Here is a 15,000-nt window from a genome sequence, read left to right as displayed (position 1 = left end):
ACGGGCGTCCCCCTGGGGAATCGGCCGTCAACGGGGTGGGGAATTACGGCGACAGCTTTCGTCGGAAAGTGGGGATTTGGGCCGTCGCCGACAGTTGCCTGCTCGGACTTGAGCTGCGCCGCGTGGGCAGCGGTAAGCGGATGACTTTCGGCAAGGTCGGCGAGGCCACCCTGAGTCAGTGGATGGCGGACACCGCCCGAGTGTGCTGGGTCGAGCAGGAGGAGCCATGGGCCTTGGAGGCACAGCTCATCTCCCGGCTCGACCTACCGCTGAACCTCGACCAGAACGGCCACAACGGATTCCACAGCCGTCTGAAGGAGTTGCGGGCCCAGGCCCGCCAGCGGGCGCGGGAGTTGCCCATCAGCGCGTAGGCCTATCGGCCGGGCACCCTCAGGAGTCGGTCAGGAGGGAGTGAACTCGTACTGCAGCTCGTAGAGATGCCCGGCCTTGGTCATCACCGTCGCTTCGATGGGGCGCTCGCCATCGCAGTAGACGACACGCAGCGTCCGCAGGACGGGAAGGTTCCCCGGCAGGCCGAGCACCGTGTACTGCTCCTGCGTCGGTACGCGCGCAGAGACCTTGTCGACGCTGAGGCGGGGTGGGTAGCCCAGCTCCGCGAGGAGGGCCGGGGTGCTGCCCTTGATCTTGCGGCGGTCCATCATCGCCGTTCCGCGAGCCAGCTCCAGCGGGTAGTACGACTTCACCAGCTCCACCGGCTCATCGTCCAGGAGCAGCACCTGTGCCCGCAGTAGCGCCGTGCCGTTCTCCGGAAGACGCAGCGCTTCGGCCACGTCGGCGGGCGGGCGGATCTCGGTGACGTCGAGGAGCCGGCTGCTGCCGCGAGCCTGGTGGCCCGCCGCGGCCTCGCTGATCCACCGATCGGCCCGCACCGACGTCCTCAGCAAGCTCAGGCGTCAAATCGACGGCGCCGACGCCATCATCGGCAACGCGGAACATGAACGCACCAAGCTCCGGGGGTGAGTTGCGCCCGCCCTCACGCGTTCAAGGCGCCGCACCATCGGCGCGGCGGTACAACTGCCGCACATCAACGGCGGCGGGCGCCCAATAAGAAGGCGACGTCTATCGAGGCGATCGCGCCCCAGATCCAGCAGATCACCGTGACGTCCGCCGGGGCCAAGGCTGTGGTCAGTGCGCCCAGCCCGATCGTGCCCAGCACCACCTTGGCGTTGCGCTTCGTTGCGAGGGCTGTGCGTAGCGGTCCCGGTTCGGCAAGTCGGTCCGCCAGATAGGCGTCGAACGCTTCCGCGACTTGGTCGTCGATCTCGTCGCGTATCCGAGTATCCAGTGAGTCAGACATGGGCAACCCCCTGTGTAAGGGCAAGCGGCATCACAGCCCGTGCGTCCGGCCCGCCTGTCCGCACCTTTGCCCTTACGCTAGCTATTGCAGAGAAGTTCTGCAAACAGTCTCTGCAACTCTGCAGAGACTCTCTGCAGTAGGGTTGCCGCATGGCTGAGCGTCCTGAGACACGGGTTCTCACCGGCCCGGACCTCAAGGCCTTCTACAAGGCGTTGTCCAACCCGGTGCGCCGAGACATCCTGAGCTATCTCGGCGAGCACGGCGAGGCGAACTCGACCAGCGTCGCCAAGGCGCTCGGCGAGAGCACCGGCACCACCAGCTACCACCTGCGCAAGCTCGCGGATCTCAACCTGATCGCCGAGATCGAAGAGAAGTCCAGCGGCCGTGAACGCTGGTGGAAGTCGCTGATGACGGATATTTTCACGCCTCCAGGGCTCGTCATGACGGCCGACGAACGGGAAGCGGCGGTGAAGATCGGCGCGCTCAAGATGACGCAAGATCTGAGTCTCGTCGTGAGTGCGTACACCGGCTACGACAACTCGGCGGGCTGGAACCAGATCCAGCGCTCCGGCCTGTGGATGACCAAGGATCAGGTGGCGGCGTTCGTCGAGGAGTACCAGACGCTCCTGCGCAAGTACGCGACCGAACCGGGGGATCGTCCTTCCGGCTCCCGCAACATGGCCGTCCGCCTTGTTGTGCTGCCCGACCAGGAGCGTCCCCAGCTCATGCTGCCTACCGAAGCGGACGACGTCTAGCGCCGTACATCGATCAGCTGCGCGGGCTGAGGCGCTGGGCGTCAGCTCAGGGCGGCCTCGCCCGTGTGGACCGCTCGCAGGGCTCGCTCGACGGTTTCCTCGTTTTCGCCGACCGGGGCCACGTAGTCGAGGACGCCCCGGGCGGCCTCGTCGCCGAGGGTGCGGGTGATGATCCACGTGCCGAGGTACTGGGACGCCAGGCAGCCGCCCGCCGTGGCGATGTTGCCCTCGGCGTGGAAGGGGACGTCCAGGACGGTGACGCCGCCGGCTTCGACGAAGGGGCGGGTCTTGATGTCCGTGCAGGCGGGCATGTCGTCGAGCAGCCCGAGCTTGGCGAGGACCAGTGCGCCGGAGCACTGGGCGCCGATCAGCTGGTGTGACGGGTCGAGGGGGAGCCTGGAGATCAGGTGGTCGTCGGCGACGACGTCGCGTGTCTTCACGCCGCTGCCGATCAGTACGACGTCGGCTTCCGTCACGAATTCCATCGGGCGCTGGCCGGTGACCTCGACGCCGTTCATGGAGGTGATGACCGGCGTCGGCGTCGTGATGAACGCCTCCAGGCCGTCCTTGCGACACCGGTTGATCAGCGCCGAGGCGATGAAGCTGTCGAGTTCGTTGAATCCGTCAAAGGTGACCACGGCTACCTGCTGCATGACATCTACCTCGACCTTGACGACGGCAGGGTGGCTCAGCCTCTCAGGCGCGCTGTGGTCGGGGCGCGGGCCAATTGGTGGGTGGTGGCCCTTTCGGTAGCGGTCCTGCAGCGGTCCTGTAGCACTCCGGGCAGTCCGGGCACTCCGGGCGGTCCTTAAGACGTCTTTAGGACTTACGCTGAAAGTGTCCGCAGCGGCCGCACGACCGAGGACGGTGAGCGCCCATGGCCAAGTACGAGCAGATCGCGGATGCCCTTCGTCAGAGCATCCGCGCAGGTCAGCTTGGACCCGGGGAGCGGCTTCCGGCTGAGGACAAGCTTGCGGCGCGGTATCGGACGAGTGTGCCGACGCTGCAGCGGGCGCTGTCGGAGCTGGTGGCCGAGGGGCTGATCGACAGGCGGCATGGGGTGGGGACGTTCGTACGGACCCCGCGCCGGCGGGTCGAGCGGAGCAACGAGCGGCACCAGTGGGAGAAGGACCGGGCCCGCCGGTCCAGGGCGGAGCGGCTGCGGACCGGGTCGACCGAGCACGACACCGGGCTGGAGGTCGGTGACCTGGCCTTTCACGCCGAGTACCGCGATGCGAAGGCCGATGAGGACCTGGCGTCGGTCTTCGGGATCCCCTTGGGCACGCGGCTGCTGGAGCGGATCTACCGCACCAACTGCCGCGAGGAGGACGCGCCGTTCGCGCTCGTACACTCCTACCTGGTCCACGATGTCGTGGCCGTCAACCCCGACCTGCTCGACGCCGCCCATGAGCCCTGGCCCGGCGGCACGCAGAATCAGCTCTACACGATCGGCATCGAGCTGGACCGCATAGCGGAACGGATCACGGCCCGGCCGCCGACGGTGGAGGAGGCGGAGGCGCTCGGCCTCAAGAAGGGAGTGTCGGTGATCGTTCTCCGGAAGATCTGCACGGACATCGGCGATCGGGTCGTCGAGGTCTCCGACGTGACGCTGTGCGGAGACCGTACGGAACTCGTCTTCACCACGCCCCTGAAGAGGTGGTGACCATGCCGAACACGATCACCGTCATCACCGCGGTGCACGCCCCTGGGGCCGCGCATCTGCCGGACGCCCACAAGTCGTTGTGCGAGCAGGAGCTGCCGGACGGCTGGGACTGGCAGTGGGTGATCCAGGAGGACGGCGAGACCGACGCCGTACGTCCTTACGTCCCTGATGACGCCCGCGTCAGCTTCGGTCAGGGGCGGGCCGGCCGGGCCGCGATGGCACGCATGATGGGGCTCTCCCGTGCCGAGGGCGCGTACATCAAGGTGCTGGACGCCGACGACATGCTCACCCCCGGCGCCCTCGCCCGCGACCTCCGCGCGCTCACCGACCACCCCGACCTCGGCTGGGCCACCTCCCGCGCCCTGGATCTGCTGCCCGACGGCTCCACCGTCGGCTTCGAGGGGGACCCGCCGCAGGGGCCCGTCGCACGCGGCGCGGTTCTCGAGTTCTGGCGGGCGAACGACTATCGCGCCCAGGTTCACCCCGCCACCCTCTTCGTACGCCGGGACCTGCTCCTCGCCCTCGGCGGCTGGATGGCCCTCCCCGCCTCCGAGGACACCGGCCTCCTCATGGCCCTCAACGCGGTCAGCCGCGGCTGGTTCACCGCCGAGACGGGTCTGCTCTACCGCAAGTGGCCCGGCCAGGTCACCAGCCAGTCCGCCCACACCGACGCGGCCGAGCGCGCTGCACGCTTCGCGGTGGTCGAGGCGCGGGCGCGGGTCCTGGCCGCCATGGACGGCTGGCGCTACGACACACGCTGAAAACCCGCTCGCCGCCGCCGATGAGTTTGTGCGGCCTCCCCGGTCTGAGAGGAGGAAGAGCTCACCGACCGCATCCCACGGAGGGGCATCATGAGGAAGATCACCGCCAGCCTGTTCATCTCGCTCGACGGGGTCGTGGAGGCGCCCGACCAGTGGCACTTCCCCTACTTCAACGACGAGATGGGCGCCGCCGTCGACGCGGTCCTCGGCGCGTCCGACACCCTCCTCATCGGCCGCAAGACCTACGACAGCTTCGCCGGAGCCTGGCCGGACCGCGAGGCGGCGGGCGGTGAGGACGCCCACTTCGCCAAGAAGCTCGGCGACGCCCGCAAGATCGTCCTGTCGCGCCAGGACCTCAGCTTCACCTGGCGGAACTCCGAGCTGCTCAAGGGCGACTTCGCGGACGCCGTCACCGCGCTGAAGAACGAACCGGGCGGGGACATCGCCCTCAGCGGCTCGGTCTCCGTCGTCCGGCAGCTCATGGCGCACGGCCTGCTGGACGAGCTGCACCTGCTGGTCCACCCGATCGCCGTCCGCAAGGGCATGCGGCTGTTCGACGAGGCCGAGACCACGATCCCGCTGAAGCTGCTCTCCTCCGCCACGTTCAGCACCGGTGTGCTGCACCTCGTCTACGCCCCGGCCGAGTCCACCGCCGACGCCACCTACGAGGACGCCAAGACCCACCTGCCCCAGGGCGAGCAGTAGGCGCCCTCGGACGACCAGTAGGCGCCCCCAGCGACCAGTAGACGCCCCCGGACGACCAGTAGGCGCCCGAGTCCTCAGGGCAGGGTCTCCGCGTCGACCCGGGAGAAGACCAGGTCGCTCTCCTCCGTGACCGGCCCCCGCCAGCGGACCGGAACCTCCGGTGCGCGCCGCAGGGCGTCGGGGTAGCTGCCTGCCGCGTAGTCGTTGGGCAGGCGGTAGACGTGGAAGCCGTGGCCCTTGAGAGTGGTCAGCAGGTCTTCGACGGAGTCGCCCAGGTCGGACATGCGCTGGGGGGTGACCTCGACGGTCAGTTCGGCGTCGGGGCGCAGTTTGTCGAGGAGGGGGACGAGGCCGCGGATCACGCTGCCCTCCGCGCCCTCCACGTCGATCTTGATGACCCGGGCGTTGGTGATCTCGTCGTCCGTGAGGAGGTCGGGCAGGGGCTGGGCCGCGATCTCGAAGGTGGACTCGGCGGGGCCGTCGTAGGGGACGACGCTGTTGGCGCCCATGTTGCGGGAGCTGGCGAGGATGAAGGTCAGCTGCTCGTCGCGGTCGGAGACGGCCGTGTTGAGGGCGCGGATGTTGGTGCGGTCGTTGCGCCGGGCGTGGCGCTGGAGGAGCTGGTGGAACGTCGGTGAGGCCTCGATCGCCACCACGGTCCCGCTGCGCCCGACGAGGGGGGAGGCGAGGAGGCTGTAGTAGCCGATGTTGGCCCCGACGTCCACGAAGACGTCCCCGGGCTTCAGCCGGCGCTGGAGCCACCGCGTCATATGGGGCTCCCAGACGCCGAAGAGGTAGAGGTACCGCTGGATGAGGTCCTGGGTGTCGACGGCGAAGGTGGCGCCGAAGCGCGTACGGGCCAGGCGGTGCAGGGGACGGTCCCGCAGGGCGGCGTTGAGGTGGCGCTCGACCAGGGCCCGCTTTCCGGCGCTCCAGGGCGCGTGGCGTACGTACTCACGGCCGAGGTCGAGAGCGGCCTGGTCGAGCCTGCGGATCACGGGGTCTCCAGGTGGGGAGGTGTCTTCTTGTATGCGGGGTGCGGGGTGCGGGGTGCGGGGTGCGGTCTCGTGCGCTGTCGCGCCACCGCACCGGTGCCCAGTGTCCCCCGGACATGGCCCCGGACATGCCCTGGACATCGCCCGGACATGGAAGCGCCCGACCGCTGGCGACGGGGGATGCACCAGCGGTCGGGCTGTACCTAAGAGTAACGCGGCCACCGGGATGGGGAAGCCGACTCCTCCCTCACGGGAGCAGTTGTGACCGCGATCACGCAACGTTCGCGCAACGTCGTTACCGACCGCACGGAGGCGCATACGAGAGCCGGGGGAGGTATTCGTCCCATTTCTCCGGGGTCAGCACACCTCGCGTCATCGAGCAGATGCGACGCACCGCCTCGTCCACGTCCAGGCTCCACAGCCGGACCGTGTCCGCGCCGCTGGACACCCCGAGCATCCGGCTGTGCGGGCTGAACGACAGGAAATTGCCGGTCTTGGCGTTGGGGCTCAGCGACTGGCCGATGGACGTGGCCTTGGACGGGACGGTGACATCCCACAGCCGGACCGCGTTGTCGTTGCCGCCGCTCGCGAGCGTGTTTCCGTCCTGGCTGAAGGTCAGCGACACGATCGCGTCGGTGTGGCCGGTGAGCGGGGAGCGCAGCCGGGTCACCCTGCCGGGGTCGGTGACGTCCCACAGCCGGACCGTGTTGTCGTCGCTGCCGCTGGCCAGCGTATGGCCGTCCGGGGTGAAGACGAGCGCGTTGACGGGTCCGAGGTGGCCCGTGACCGGCCCGCCCCGTGGGGTGGCGTGGCGCGGGTCGGTCACCTTCCACAGTCGGATGGTGTTGTCCGCGCTGCCGCTGGCCAGCGTGCGGCCGTCCGGGCTGAAGACGAGGGAGTTGACGTAGCCCCGGTGGCCGGTGAGCGGTTTGCCGAGCCGGCGGACGTGCGACGGGTCGCTGACGTTCCACAGCTGGATGGTGTCGTCGTTGTACGCGGTCGCCATCATGCGCCCGTCCGGTGTGAAGCCCAGCGCGCCCGCGAACCTGGTCCGCAGGGGGAGGGGCGGCTTGTACGGAACGGGCCGGGTCGGATCGGTGACGTTCCACAGCCGCACCTGGCGGTCTCCGGTCATCATCGCGAGGGTGTGGCCGTCCGGGGTGAACGTCAGCTCCCGCACCGTGCCCTCCCCGGGGTCGAACGGCTCGCCCAGCGGCACCGGCCGGTTGGGATCCTTCACGTTCCACAGCCGGACCTTCTCGTCGCGCCCGGCCGTGGCGAGCACCCGCCCGTCCGGCCGGAACACCCCGATCCGGCCGACCATGTCCGACGTCGGGATCGACCACAGCCGGACCGTGTTGTCGCCGCTCCCGGTGGCGAGGGTCCGCCCGTCCGGGCTGAAGCCCAGGGCGTACATCTCGCCGCTGCTCCCCGCGAGCGGCTCGCCTACCTGCGACGGGTACGCCGGATCGCTGACGTTCCACAGACTCGCCGTACTGTCCTGGCTGGCGGCGGCGAGCATGGATCCGTCCGGGCTGAAGGACACCGACCAGATGGGGCCGATGTGCCCGGTGAGCGGCGAGCCCAGCGGCTCCGCGTGACGCGGATCGCCGACGTCCCACAGCCGGATGGTGTTGTCCGCGCTGCCGCTGGCGAGGGTCCGGCCGTCCGGGCTGAACGCCACGGAGTGGATCAGATCCTTGTGGCCGGTCAGCACCTTGCCGATCCGCTTCGGACGGCGCGGATCGGCCATGTTCCACAGCCTGATCGACGCATCGTCGCCCCCGGCGGCCAGCGTCCGCCCGTCGGGGCTGAACGCCACGGAGCGCACGGCGGCGGTGGCGCCGGTCAGCGCGCCGATCGCCTTCGGCCGGTCCGGGCGCCTCATGTCCCAGAGGCGCACGACGCGACCTTCCGTGGCGGTGGCCAGCGTGCGCCCGTCCGGGCTGAAGGCGAGCAGATAGATCGTGCCGTCGTGGTGGGAGAGGGGCGCGCCGAGCGGGCGCGGATGGCGGGGGTCCCGTACGTCCCACAGCCGGATCGTGCCGTCGTCACCCGCGCTGGCGAGGGTGCGGCCGTCCGGGCTGAAGACCGCGCTGCTCACCCAGCTCTTATGGCCGGTGAGGGGCTTGCCCAGCGGTTTGGGGCGGGTCCGGTCCTTCACGTCCCACAGCCGGACGGTCCGGTCGTAGCTGGCGGTGGCCAGCAGCCGCCCGTTCGGGCTGAACGAGGTGAGGTAGACGGCGCCGGTGTGGCCGTGCAGCGGCGTGGCCAGCGGCGCGTTCACCACCGACAGCAGCCGGTTCCTGGTGGCCTCGTCGTGCGGCCGCAAGTCGTGTGCCACCAGGGCGAGCTGGGCGGACAGCGACGGATCCGTGTTCTGGTAGCGATCGGCCTCGGTGACCACCTGCTCGAACACCGCGTCGTCCCGCTGCTGCCACGCGACCACCGCCGTACCGGCGGCCAGCACCGCCAGTACGACCAGAGCCGACACCGCGCCACGGCGGAGCCACACCGTGCGCTTGCGCAGCCGGACCGAGGCGGCGAGGAACTCCACCGCGCTACGGGTCAGATAGGTGCCGCCCGCGGTCTTCGCCCAGGTGTGGGCCTGCTCCAGCCGGGAGCCCCGGTAGAGCACGGACGAGTCGCGGTTCGAGCCCTCCCAGGACCGGCCGTCCTCCTCCAGCCGCTGGCGCACCAGATGGTCGTTGCGGTCCTCGTCGATCCAGTCGCGCAGCCGTGGCCAGGCGTGGAGCAGCGCCTCATGAGTGATCTCCACGGTCTCGGCGTCGAGCGTCACCAGGCGGGCGCGGACCAGCGTTTCGAGCGATTCCTCCGTCTTGCCCGGATCCGTCGACTCCCTCGCCAGCTGGTGCCGCGTCCCCCGTCTGCGGGTGGCCTGGGTGTCCTCGCCCAGCCGGACCAGCCGGAGGAGCAGCAGCCTCGCGGCCGTGCGCGCCTCGGAGTCGAGGCTGGACCAGGCCCGCTCGGCGGTCGCCGCCACCGCCCCCTGGATGCCGCCCGCCGCGCGGTAACCGGCCAGCGTCAGCCGTCCGCCCTTCCGTCGCTGCCAGGTGGCGAGCAGGGCGTGGGAGAGGAGCGGCAGTACGCCCGCGTCATGCGTCCCACGGGGGCCGTCGGCGCTCACCTCCCGGACGATCAGCTCCGCGAGCCCGGGTTCGAGCTCGAGGCCCACCGCCTTGGCCGGGCCGGTCACCGCCTCGCGCAACTCGGCGGCGGTCAGCGGCCCGAGCACCATGTGCCGGTGCTGGAGCGCGTCGGCCAGTTCGGGGTAGGCCAGGCACTGCTCGTAGAAGTCCGCGCGGATGCCGAGGACGACGAGCACGGGGGGCGGCTCGCCGGGGCCGGCGGGGGTGCAGGCGGCGTGGAGGAGCTGGATGAACGTACGCCGGTCGGCCTCGTCGGAGCCGAGGGTGAACGCCTCCTCGAACTGATCCACGATCACGACGGGGCGGGTGTCGGAGGACGACGTCTCGCGGTCCGCCCACGCGGTGACGGCCGCGCGGACCGCGTGGGTGAATTGCGGGGTGCCGGGCGCGGCGGCTGGTTCGTGTATGGCTGGATTATTTACTGCCGGTTTGTCTGCTGTACGCGCGTCTGCTGTACGCGCGTCTGTTGGCAGGGCGTCTGCTGGCGGGGCGTCTGTTGTCGGTGCGTCTGCTGGTCGTCCGTCAGCCGTCCGTTCGTCCGCGTCCGGTTCTGGCTGGTCCGGTTCCGGCTGGTCCGGTTCCGGTTGCTCCGCCGTGGGGACCACGCGCGCGAGTTCGGGGATGTGGCGGGCCAGCTCCGTGAGCGGGTCGCCGCCCGGGACGAGTTGCAGTACGCCCCTCGACCGGCCGTCCCCGTCGCCCGGCGCCCCGGTGCGCAGCGCGGGCACCAGACCGGCGTTCAGCAGCGAGGACTTCCCCGCCCCCGAAGCGCCCACGAGCACGACCAGGCCGCCCGTCTTCTCCGCCGCGTGCAGCTGGGTGACGAGGGCGTCCGTGCTCCGCTCCCGGCCGAAGAACCACCGGGCGTCCTGCCGGCGGTACGAGGCCAGGCCCCGGTACGGGCATACGCCGCCGGGGACCGTCGGACCCTCGGCCGGGGGCCCTTCCTCCTCTTCCGCGGCCGGCGTGGGGCGTTCGCCGACCGGGTCGGCCAGCGCACGCTCCCACAGCCGTTGCCAGCGGGCCATGTCGTACAGGCCCGGGGACACCGGTACGGGCCGCGAGCGCCGTGCGTCGGGTATCAGGACGTGCAGGACGGCCGCGAGGGCGGCGAACTGGGCGGGTACGTTCTTTGCTCGTCGCCAGTCGCTGATCCGCTGGGCGGAGACCCGTACGGGACGCCCCCGCTCATCGGTCCGCTGGAGTCGGACGACTGCCTCGGCCACGCTCTTGAGGGGAGGATTACCGGCCTCCCTGTACAGCAGTGCGAGGCGTTCCGCGAAGGCTATGCGTGCCCCCGAGTCGGAACTCAAGGTCTCCACTCCTTACTTCCCCCGCGCTGGACATCCGGACCGGAAAACTCACTTTATATGGCTGACCAGCGGAGAAACCGGCGGCGTGATACCGGAACCTCCTCGGTGGGAGGCACAGCTGGCAGGATCATGGCGCGATAGCGCATCCACCACGAGCCGTCCAGCCAGGCCATCAGCTCAGCGCACGGAGAGACAACCCATGGCACCGCATGTTCTCGGTCAGCTTTCGTCGCGGTCACGAGACGGCGGTCGCGGGCGCGTCGCGTGAGCCCCGGAGATCCGTGAAGCCGGTCCCATCGGGGACGGCGGTCGCATCGACCACGGATCCGGCCCCTGATCCGCAGCCGTACGGCGCGGGTCGGCACCGCTCCAGCGTTCGGCACCGGTCCCCACGAGGGGAGGGACCGGCGCCGGACGTTGTGGCGGTTCTGCCGTCTCTGCTACGTCGTCTGTCTGATACGTCGTCTGTCTGAGCGCACGCGTCAGCCGAGCGCGCGTCAGCCTGGCGCGTACGTGAGCCGGGCGGCGTGTGTCACCGGGGCGCGGCGGGCCAGTCGTCGGGACCGCCGCCGTGCCATTCGATCAGCTCGGGGTTGTCGAGGGGCGCGTCCTCTTCCATCACACCCGCGCGGTGCAGGAGCCGCCGGAGCTCGTCCGGGCTCACCACCACTCCGACGTCGGCGCCGTCGATCAGCACACGACGGCGACCGTCCAGCGGTTCGTCCACCACGACGCGAGGCGGGGCCGGGGTCTTGTCCTCCATAGGACCAGGCTCGCCGCTCACGGCGTCGACCGCACCTCGGGCGGGACGTGCCGACGAAACCGTGGCCGACGCGCGAGGGCCTGGGACCGGTCATCGGTCCCAGGCCCTCTGTCATACGGGTCGTACATACGGGTCGTATCGGTCGAGCGGGTCGAGCCGGTCGCGCCGGTCAGCCGCAGTTGCCGCCGCACTGGCACGGGCCGCCGGACTGACAGCCGCAGCCGCAGCCCGAGCCGCAGCCGCATGCGCCGACGGAGTGGGTCGGAGCGGGTTCGGGCTTGGAGAGGTCCGCTTCGGGCTTGGAGAGGTCCGCCATGCGTCTCCTCCTCGGGAGGGGTCACGTCACCTGCTGCTCATGGTGCCGATGACCCGGCGGCCGAGCGCAGGGGCGCGTCGACGGCGCTTTGGTGCACAACGTCGCATATGCTCACACTCCGTAGCCGTTCGCGCCCTTCGACGGTCACGGCCCCGTTTACGGTCACGCCCCTTCCCCGGTCACGCCCCTTCGACATCCCCCTGCAGGGACAACTCGTCGGCGTGCTCACCGGTGACCAGGTAGACCACGCGCTTGGCGACCGAGACCGCGTGGTCCGCGAACCGCTCGTAGTAGCGGCCGAGCAGCGTGACATCCACGGCCGTCTCGATGCCGTGCTTCCAGCGGTCGTCCATCAGGTGCTGGAAGAGGGCGCGGTGCAGGGTGTCCATCGCGTCGTCGTCCTGCTCCAGCTGGAGCGCGAGGTCGACGTCCTTGGTGATGATGACCTCGGCGGCCTTCGCCATCAGCCGCTGGGCGAGCTGGCCCATCTCCAGGATCGTGGCGTGCAGGTCGTGCGGCACGGCCGAGTCCGGGAAGCGGAGCCGGGCCAGCTTGGCGACGTGCTGTGCGAGGTCGCCGGAGCGCTCCAGGTCGGCGCTCATCCGCAGGCTGGTCACGACTATCCGCAGATCGGTGGCGACCGGCTGCTGCCGGGCGAGCAGGGCTATCGCCCGTCCCTCCAGATCCCGCTGCAGATCATCGACCTTCTCATCGGCGGCGATGACGCTCTCGGCGAGCTTGAGGTCCGCGTCGAGAATGGCAGTGGTGGCACGGCCGATGGCCGAACCGACGAGCCGGGCCATGTCGACCAGGCCGTCCCCGATCGAATCAAGCTCCTCGTGGTACGCGTCCCGCATCACTGACCTCTTTCACTGACTCTCGGTGACGATCTTTGACAGGCTCTGACAGGTTTCCTGGCAGTCTCCGTGGCTCATGCCCCGGGGCCCCACACTTCCACGCTCCGGCCGAAACGCGTCCGCTTCCGGCATCGGGCGTTAATCACACCTGATGCACAGGTGAACTCTCGGCAACGCGGCCCCGGCTGCCCCGTGTGACGCCCGCTCGACGAAACGTCCGGAGTGAACCGATACCGACTCCTCGGTGAACTCTCGGCAACGTCTGACCGAGGGGATCGTCACGGGGCTGTGGAGGGGTCTCGCCGCCCGCATAACCTGGATGCATGAACGTGAACGCGGCGATCGCCGCAGTGGCGGCGCTCGCCGGGTTGTGCACCGGCGTCATCGCCATGCTGGCGTTCCGCTGGAGCGAGCGTGAACAGGCGAAGCCTACGCGCTCCTCGCTGCATACCGACGCCGTGCTGCCGCCCGGCGTGGACACCGTGCTTTCGGTCCTGCGTTCCTCGGCCGTCGTCCTCGACGAAGCGGACGCCGTCGTCAAGGCGAGCTCGGCCGCGTACGCGCTGGGCCTGGTGCGCGGCGGCAAGCTGGCCGTCGAGCCGATGCTGGCGATGGCCCGCGACACCCGGCGGGACGGCGAGATCCGGCAGATCGAGCTCGATCTGCCGCGCCGCGGCACCGGCCGGGGCGGCGACGCGCTCGCCGTCTCCGCCAGAGTGGCCCCACTGGGCTCCCGGCTGGTCCTGCTGCTCGTCGAGGACCTCACCGAGGCCCGCCGGATCGAGGCCGTACGACGCGACTTCGTCGCCAACGTCAGCCATGAGCTCAAGACCCCGGTCGGCGCGCTGTCCCTGCTGTCCGAGGCCGTGATGGACGCGTCCGACGACCCGGAGGCGGTCACCCGCTTCGCCGGGCGGATGCAGGTCGAGGCCACCCGCCTGACCAGCCTGGTCCAGGAGCTCATCGACCTCTCCCGGGTGCAGAACGACGACCCGCTGGAGGACGCCGAGCCGGTCCGGGTGGACGAGCTCGTCGCCGAGGCCATCGACCGGTGCCGTCACCAGGCGGGCACCAAACAGATCACGATGGCCACGGGCGGCACCGCCGATCTGCACGTCTGGGGCAACCGCGGCCAGTTGGCCGCCGCGCTCGGCAATCTCGTCGAGAACGGGGTCAACTACAGCCCGGCCCGCACCCGCGTCGGCATCGCCGCCCGCCGCATCCCCGCGACCGGCGGCGACCTGATCGAGATCGCCGTGACCGACCAGGGCATAGGCATCTCCGAGAAGGACCGCGAGCGGATCTTCGAGCGCTTCTACCGAGTCGACCCCGCCCGCTCGCGGCAGACCGGCGGAACCGGGCTCGGGCTCGCCATCGTCAAGCATGTGGCCGCCTCGCACGGCGGGGAGGTGACCGTGTGGAGCGCCGAGGGACAGGGCTCCACCTTCACCCTGAGACTCCCGGAAGCCGGTGCGGCGCGGGACCGGGACCGCTCGCGGAGCGAGACACGCGAGTCGAGCGAGTCGTACGACACCGGAGACCTCGATGGCGAGGACCAAGGCCGGCCGTACGAGACCTTCACCAATGAACCACTCTCAGCCCCGGAGGTCCTTCCGTGACCCGAGTTCTGGTCGTCGAGGACGAGGAATCGTTCAGCGACGCGCTGTCGTACATGCTTCGCAAGGAGGGATTCGAGGTCGCGATCGCGACTACGGGCCCCGAGGGGCTCGATGAGTTCGAGCGGAACGGCGCCGACCTGGTGCTGCTCGACCTGATGCTGCCGGGCCTGCCCGGTACGGAGGTCTGCCGCCAGCTGCGCGGCCGGTCCAATGTCCCGGTGATCATGGTGACCGCCAAGGACAGCGAGATCGACAAGGTGGTCGGGCTGGAAATAGGCGCCGACGACTATGTGACCAAGCCCTTCTCCTCGCGCGAGCTGGTCGCCCGGATCAGAGCCGTGCTGCGCCGCCGCGGCGAGCCGGAGGAGGTCACCCCGGCCGCCCTGGAGGCCGGACCGGTCCGGATGGACGTCGACCGGCACGTGGTCACGGTCGGCGGCGGCAAGGTGGACCTCCCGCTGAAGGAGTTCGACCTGCTGGAGATGTTGCTCCGCAACGCGGGCCGGGTGCTGACCCGTATGCAGCTGATCGACCGCGTCTGGGGCGCGGACTACGTGGGCGACACCAAGACCCTCGACGTCCACGTCAAGCGCCTCCGGGCGAAGATCGAGCCTGATCCGGGCGCGCCTCGGTACCTGGTGACGGTGCGGGGTCTGGGCTACAAGTTCGAGCCGTAAAACCGGGTCTGTGTCCCGGAATGCCGGACGGAGTGGGGGGCCACGTCGCCGTCGGGCGGAGGGGGGTTCTGGGGCTAGCGCGGGGTGG

At 70.1% G+C, this 15,000-nt stretch carries 14 protein-coding genes and 1 pseudogene; 7 read left to right on the top strand and 8 right to left on the bottom strand.

Going from position 1 to position 15,000, the window contains the following annotated elements:
• Positions 1-371: GIY-YIG nuclease family protein (locus ACFXB5_RS46990; RefSeq protein WP_385220418.1), on the top strand; the 371-nt coding region annotated here is incomplete at its 5' end.
• Positions 372-401: 30 nt separating this feature from the next.
• Here ACFXB5_RS46990 and ACFXB5_RS46985 read toward each other — a convergent pair.
• Together ACFXB5_RS46985 and ACFXB5_RS46980 are read right to left on the bottom strand one after the other, a co-directional pair.
• Positions 402-878: pseudogene (locus tag ACFXB5_RS46985) on the bottom strand (GntR family transcriptional regulator); the annotation flags it as partial.
• A gap of 167 nt (positions 879-1,045) precedes the next feature.
• Positions 1,046-1,318 (bottom strand): hypothetical protein, encoded by a 273-nt coding sequence (locus ACFXB5_RS46980; protein WP_385220415.1) that lies wholly within the window; start codon positions 1,316-1,318, stop codon positions 1,046-1,048.
• Between the two features lie 149 nt (positions 1,319-1,467).
• Between ACFXB5_RS46980 and ACFXB5_RS46975 the strand changes: the two genes are divergently transcribed.
• Positions 1,468-2,073 carry an ArsR/SmtB family transcription factor gene (locus tag ACFXB5_RS46975; protein WP_385220412.1) on the top strand — a complete coding sequence of 202 codons (606 nt, stop codon included), beginning with the start codon at positions 1,468-1,470 and terminating at the stop codon, positions 2,071-2,073.
• A 41-nt stretch (positions 2,074-2,114) separates the two neighbouring features.
• On the opposite strand, the gene ACFXB5_RS46970 is transcribed toward ACFXB5_RS46975, so the two are convergent.
• Positions 2,115-2,726 (bottom strand): DJ-1/PfpI family protein, encoded by a 612-nt coding sequence (locus ACFXB5_RS46970; RefSeq protein ID WP_385220409.1) that lies wholly within the window; start codon positions 2,724-2,726, stop codon positions 2,115-2,117.
• A gap of 224 nt (positions 2,727-2,950) precedes the next feature.
• On the opposite strand from ACFXB5_RS46970, the gene ACFXB5_RS46965 reads away from it, so the two are divergent.
• The 3 genes from ACFXB5_RS46965 to ACFXB5_RS46955 all read left to right on the top strand — a co-directional run bounded on the left by ACFXB5_RS46965 (position 2,951) and on the right by ACFXB5_RS46955 (position 5,202).
• Positions 2,951-3,736 carry a GntR family transcriptional regulator gene (locus tag ACFXB5_RS46965; protein ID WP_385220406.1) on the top strand — a complete coding sequence of 262 codons (786 nt, stop codon included), beginning with the start codon at positions 2,951-2,953 and terminating at the stop codon, positions 3,734-3,736.
• 2 nt (positions 3,737-3,738) lie between these two features.
• Positions 3,739-4,497 carry a glycosyltransferase family 2 protein gene (locus ACFXB5_RS46960; protein WP_385220403.1) on the top strand — a complete coding sequence of 253 codons (759 nt, stop codon included), beginning with the start codon at positions 3,739-3,741 and terminating at the stop codon, positions 4,495-4,497.
• A 90-nt stretch (positions 4,498-4,587) separates the two neighbouring features.
• Positions 4,588-5,202: a dihydrofolate reductase family protein gene (locus ACFXB5_RS46955; RefSeq protein ID WP_385220400.1), complete on the top strand. Its 615-nt coding sequence runs from the start codon at positions 4,588-4,590 to the stop codon at positions 5,200-5,202.
• 74 nt (positions 5,203-5,276) lie between these two features.
• On the opposite strand, the gene ACFXB5_RS46950 is transcribed toward ACFXB5_RS46955, so the two are convergent.
• The 5 genes from ACFXB5_RS46950 to phoU all read right to left on the bottom strand — a co-directional run bounded on the left by ACFXB5_RS46950 (position 5,277) and on the right by phoU (position 12,616).
• Positions 5,277-6,200, bottom strand: a complete 924-nt coding sequence (locus tag ACFXB5_RS46950; protein ID WP_385220398.1) for an FkbM family methyltransferase — start codon at positions 6,198-6,200, stop codon at positions 5,277-5,279.
• Positions 6,201-6,492: 292 nt separating this feature from the next.
• Positions 6,493-10,680 carry a hypothetical protein gene (locus ACFXB5_RS46945; protein ID WP_385220395.1) on the bottom strand — a complete coding sequence of 1,396 codons (4,188 nt, stop codon included), beginning with the start codon at positions 10,678-10,680 and terminating at the stop codon, positions 6,493-6,495.
• 532 nt (positions 10,681-11,212) lie between these two features.
• A complete protein-coding gene (locus tag ACFXB5_RS46940) occupies positions 11,213-11,443 on the bottom strand; it encodes a hypothetical protein (protein ID WP_385220392.1) in 231 nt (76 codons plus the stop codon).
• A gap of 169 nt (positions 11,444-11,612) precedes the next feature.
• Complete coding sequence (locus ACFXB5_RS46935) at positions 11,613-11,759, bottom strand: hypothetical protein (RefSeq protein ID WP_385220390.1); 147 nt, start codon at positions 11,757-11,759, stop codon at positions 11,613-11,615.
• A 179-nt stretch (positions 11,760-11,938) separates the two neighbouring features.
• A complete protein-coding gene (gene phoU / locus ACFXB5_RS46930; protein WP_385220387.1) occupies positions 11,939-12,616 on the bottom strand; it encodes a phosphate signaling complex protein PhoU in 678 nt (225 codons plus the stop codon).
• 323 nt (positions 12,617-12,939) lie between these two features.
• On the opposite strand from phoU, the gene ACFXB5_RS46925 reads away from it, so the two are divergent.
• Positions 12,940-14,235 (top strand): sensor histidine kinase, encoded by a 1,296-nt coding sequence (locus ACFXB5_RS46925; protein WP_385220384.1) that lies wholly within the window; start codon positions 12,940-12,942, stop codon positions 14,233-14,235.
• Positions 14,232-14,912, top strand: a complete 681-nt coding sequence (locus tag ACFXB5_RS46920) for a response regulator transcription factor (protein ID WP_037960596.1) — start codon at positions 14,232-14,234, stop codon at positions 14,910-14,912. The genes ACFXB5_RS46925 and ACFXB5_RS46920 overlap by 4 nt, the downstream gene beginning before the upstream one ends.
• The last annotated feature ends 88 nt before the right edge of the window (positions 14,913-15,000 follow it).

This window comes from Streptomyces sp. NPDC059455 (assembly GCF_042750115.1).
GTDB classification, from domain to species: domain Bacteria; phylum Actinomycetota; class Actinomycetes; order Streptomycetales; family Streptomycetaceae; genus Streptomyces; species Streptomyces endocoffeicus.
Note: the sequence above shows the minus strand (reverse complement) of the source record. Positions and strands in the feature narration are given on the sequence as shown.

What these genes read in the sequence shown, in the direction of transcription:
- ACFXB5_RS46955 (WP_385220400.1), top strand. Translation starts at nt 4,588, where the DNA reads ATGAGGAAGATCACCGCCAGCCTGTTCATCTCGCTCGACGGGGTCGTG.
- ACFXB5_RS46940 (WP_385220392.1), bottom strand. Translation starts at nt 11,443, where the DNA reads ATGGAGGACAAGACCCCGGCCCCGCCTCGCGTCGTGGTGGACGAACCG.
- ACFXB5_RS46960 (WP_385220403.1), top strand. Translation starts at nt 3,739, where the DNA reads ATGCCGAACACGATCACCGTCATCACCGCGGTGCACGCCCCTGGGGCC.
- phoU (WP_385220387.1), bottom strand. Translation starts at nt 12,616, where the DNA reads ATGCGGGACGCGTACCACGAGGAGCTTGATTCGATCGGGGACGGCCTG.
- ACFXB5_RS46965 (WP_385220406.1), top strand. Translation starts at nt 2,951, where the DNA reads ATGGCCAAGTACGAGCAGATCGCGGATGCCCTTCGTCAGAGCATCCGC.
- ACFXB5_RS46935 (WP_385220390.1), bottom strand. Translation starts at nt 11,759, where the DNA reads ATGGCGGACCTCTCCAAGCCCGAAGCGGACCTCTCCAAGCCCGAACCC.
- ACFXB5_RS46970 (WP_385220409.1), bottom strand. Translation starts at nt 2,726, where the DNA reads ATGCAGCAGGTAGCCGTGGTCACCTTTGACGGATTCAACGAACTCGAC.
- ACFXB5_RS46980 (WP_385220415.1), bottom strand. Translation starts at nt 1,318, where the DNA reads ATGTCTGACTCACTGGATACTCGGATACGCGACGAGATCGACGACCAA.
- ACFXB5_RS46975 (WP_385220412.1), top strand. Translation starts at nt 1,468, where the DNA reads ATGGCTGAGCGTCCTGAGACACGGGTTCTCACCGGCCCGGACCTCAAG.
- ACFXB5_RS46925 (WP_385220384.1), top strand. Translation starts at nt 12,940, where the DNA reads ATGAACGTGAACGCGGCGATCGCCGCAGTGGCGGCGCTCGCCGGGTTG.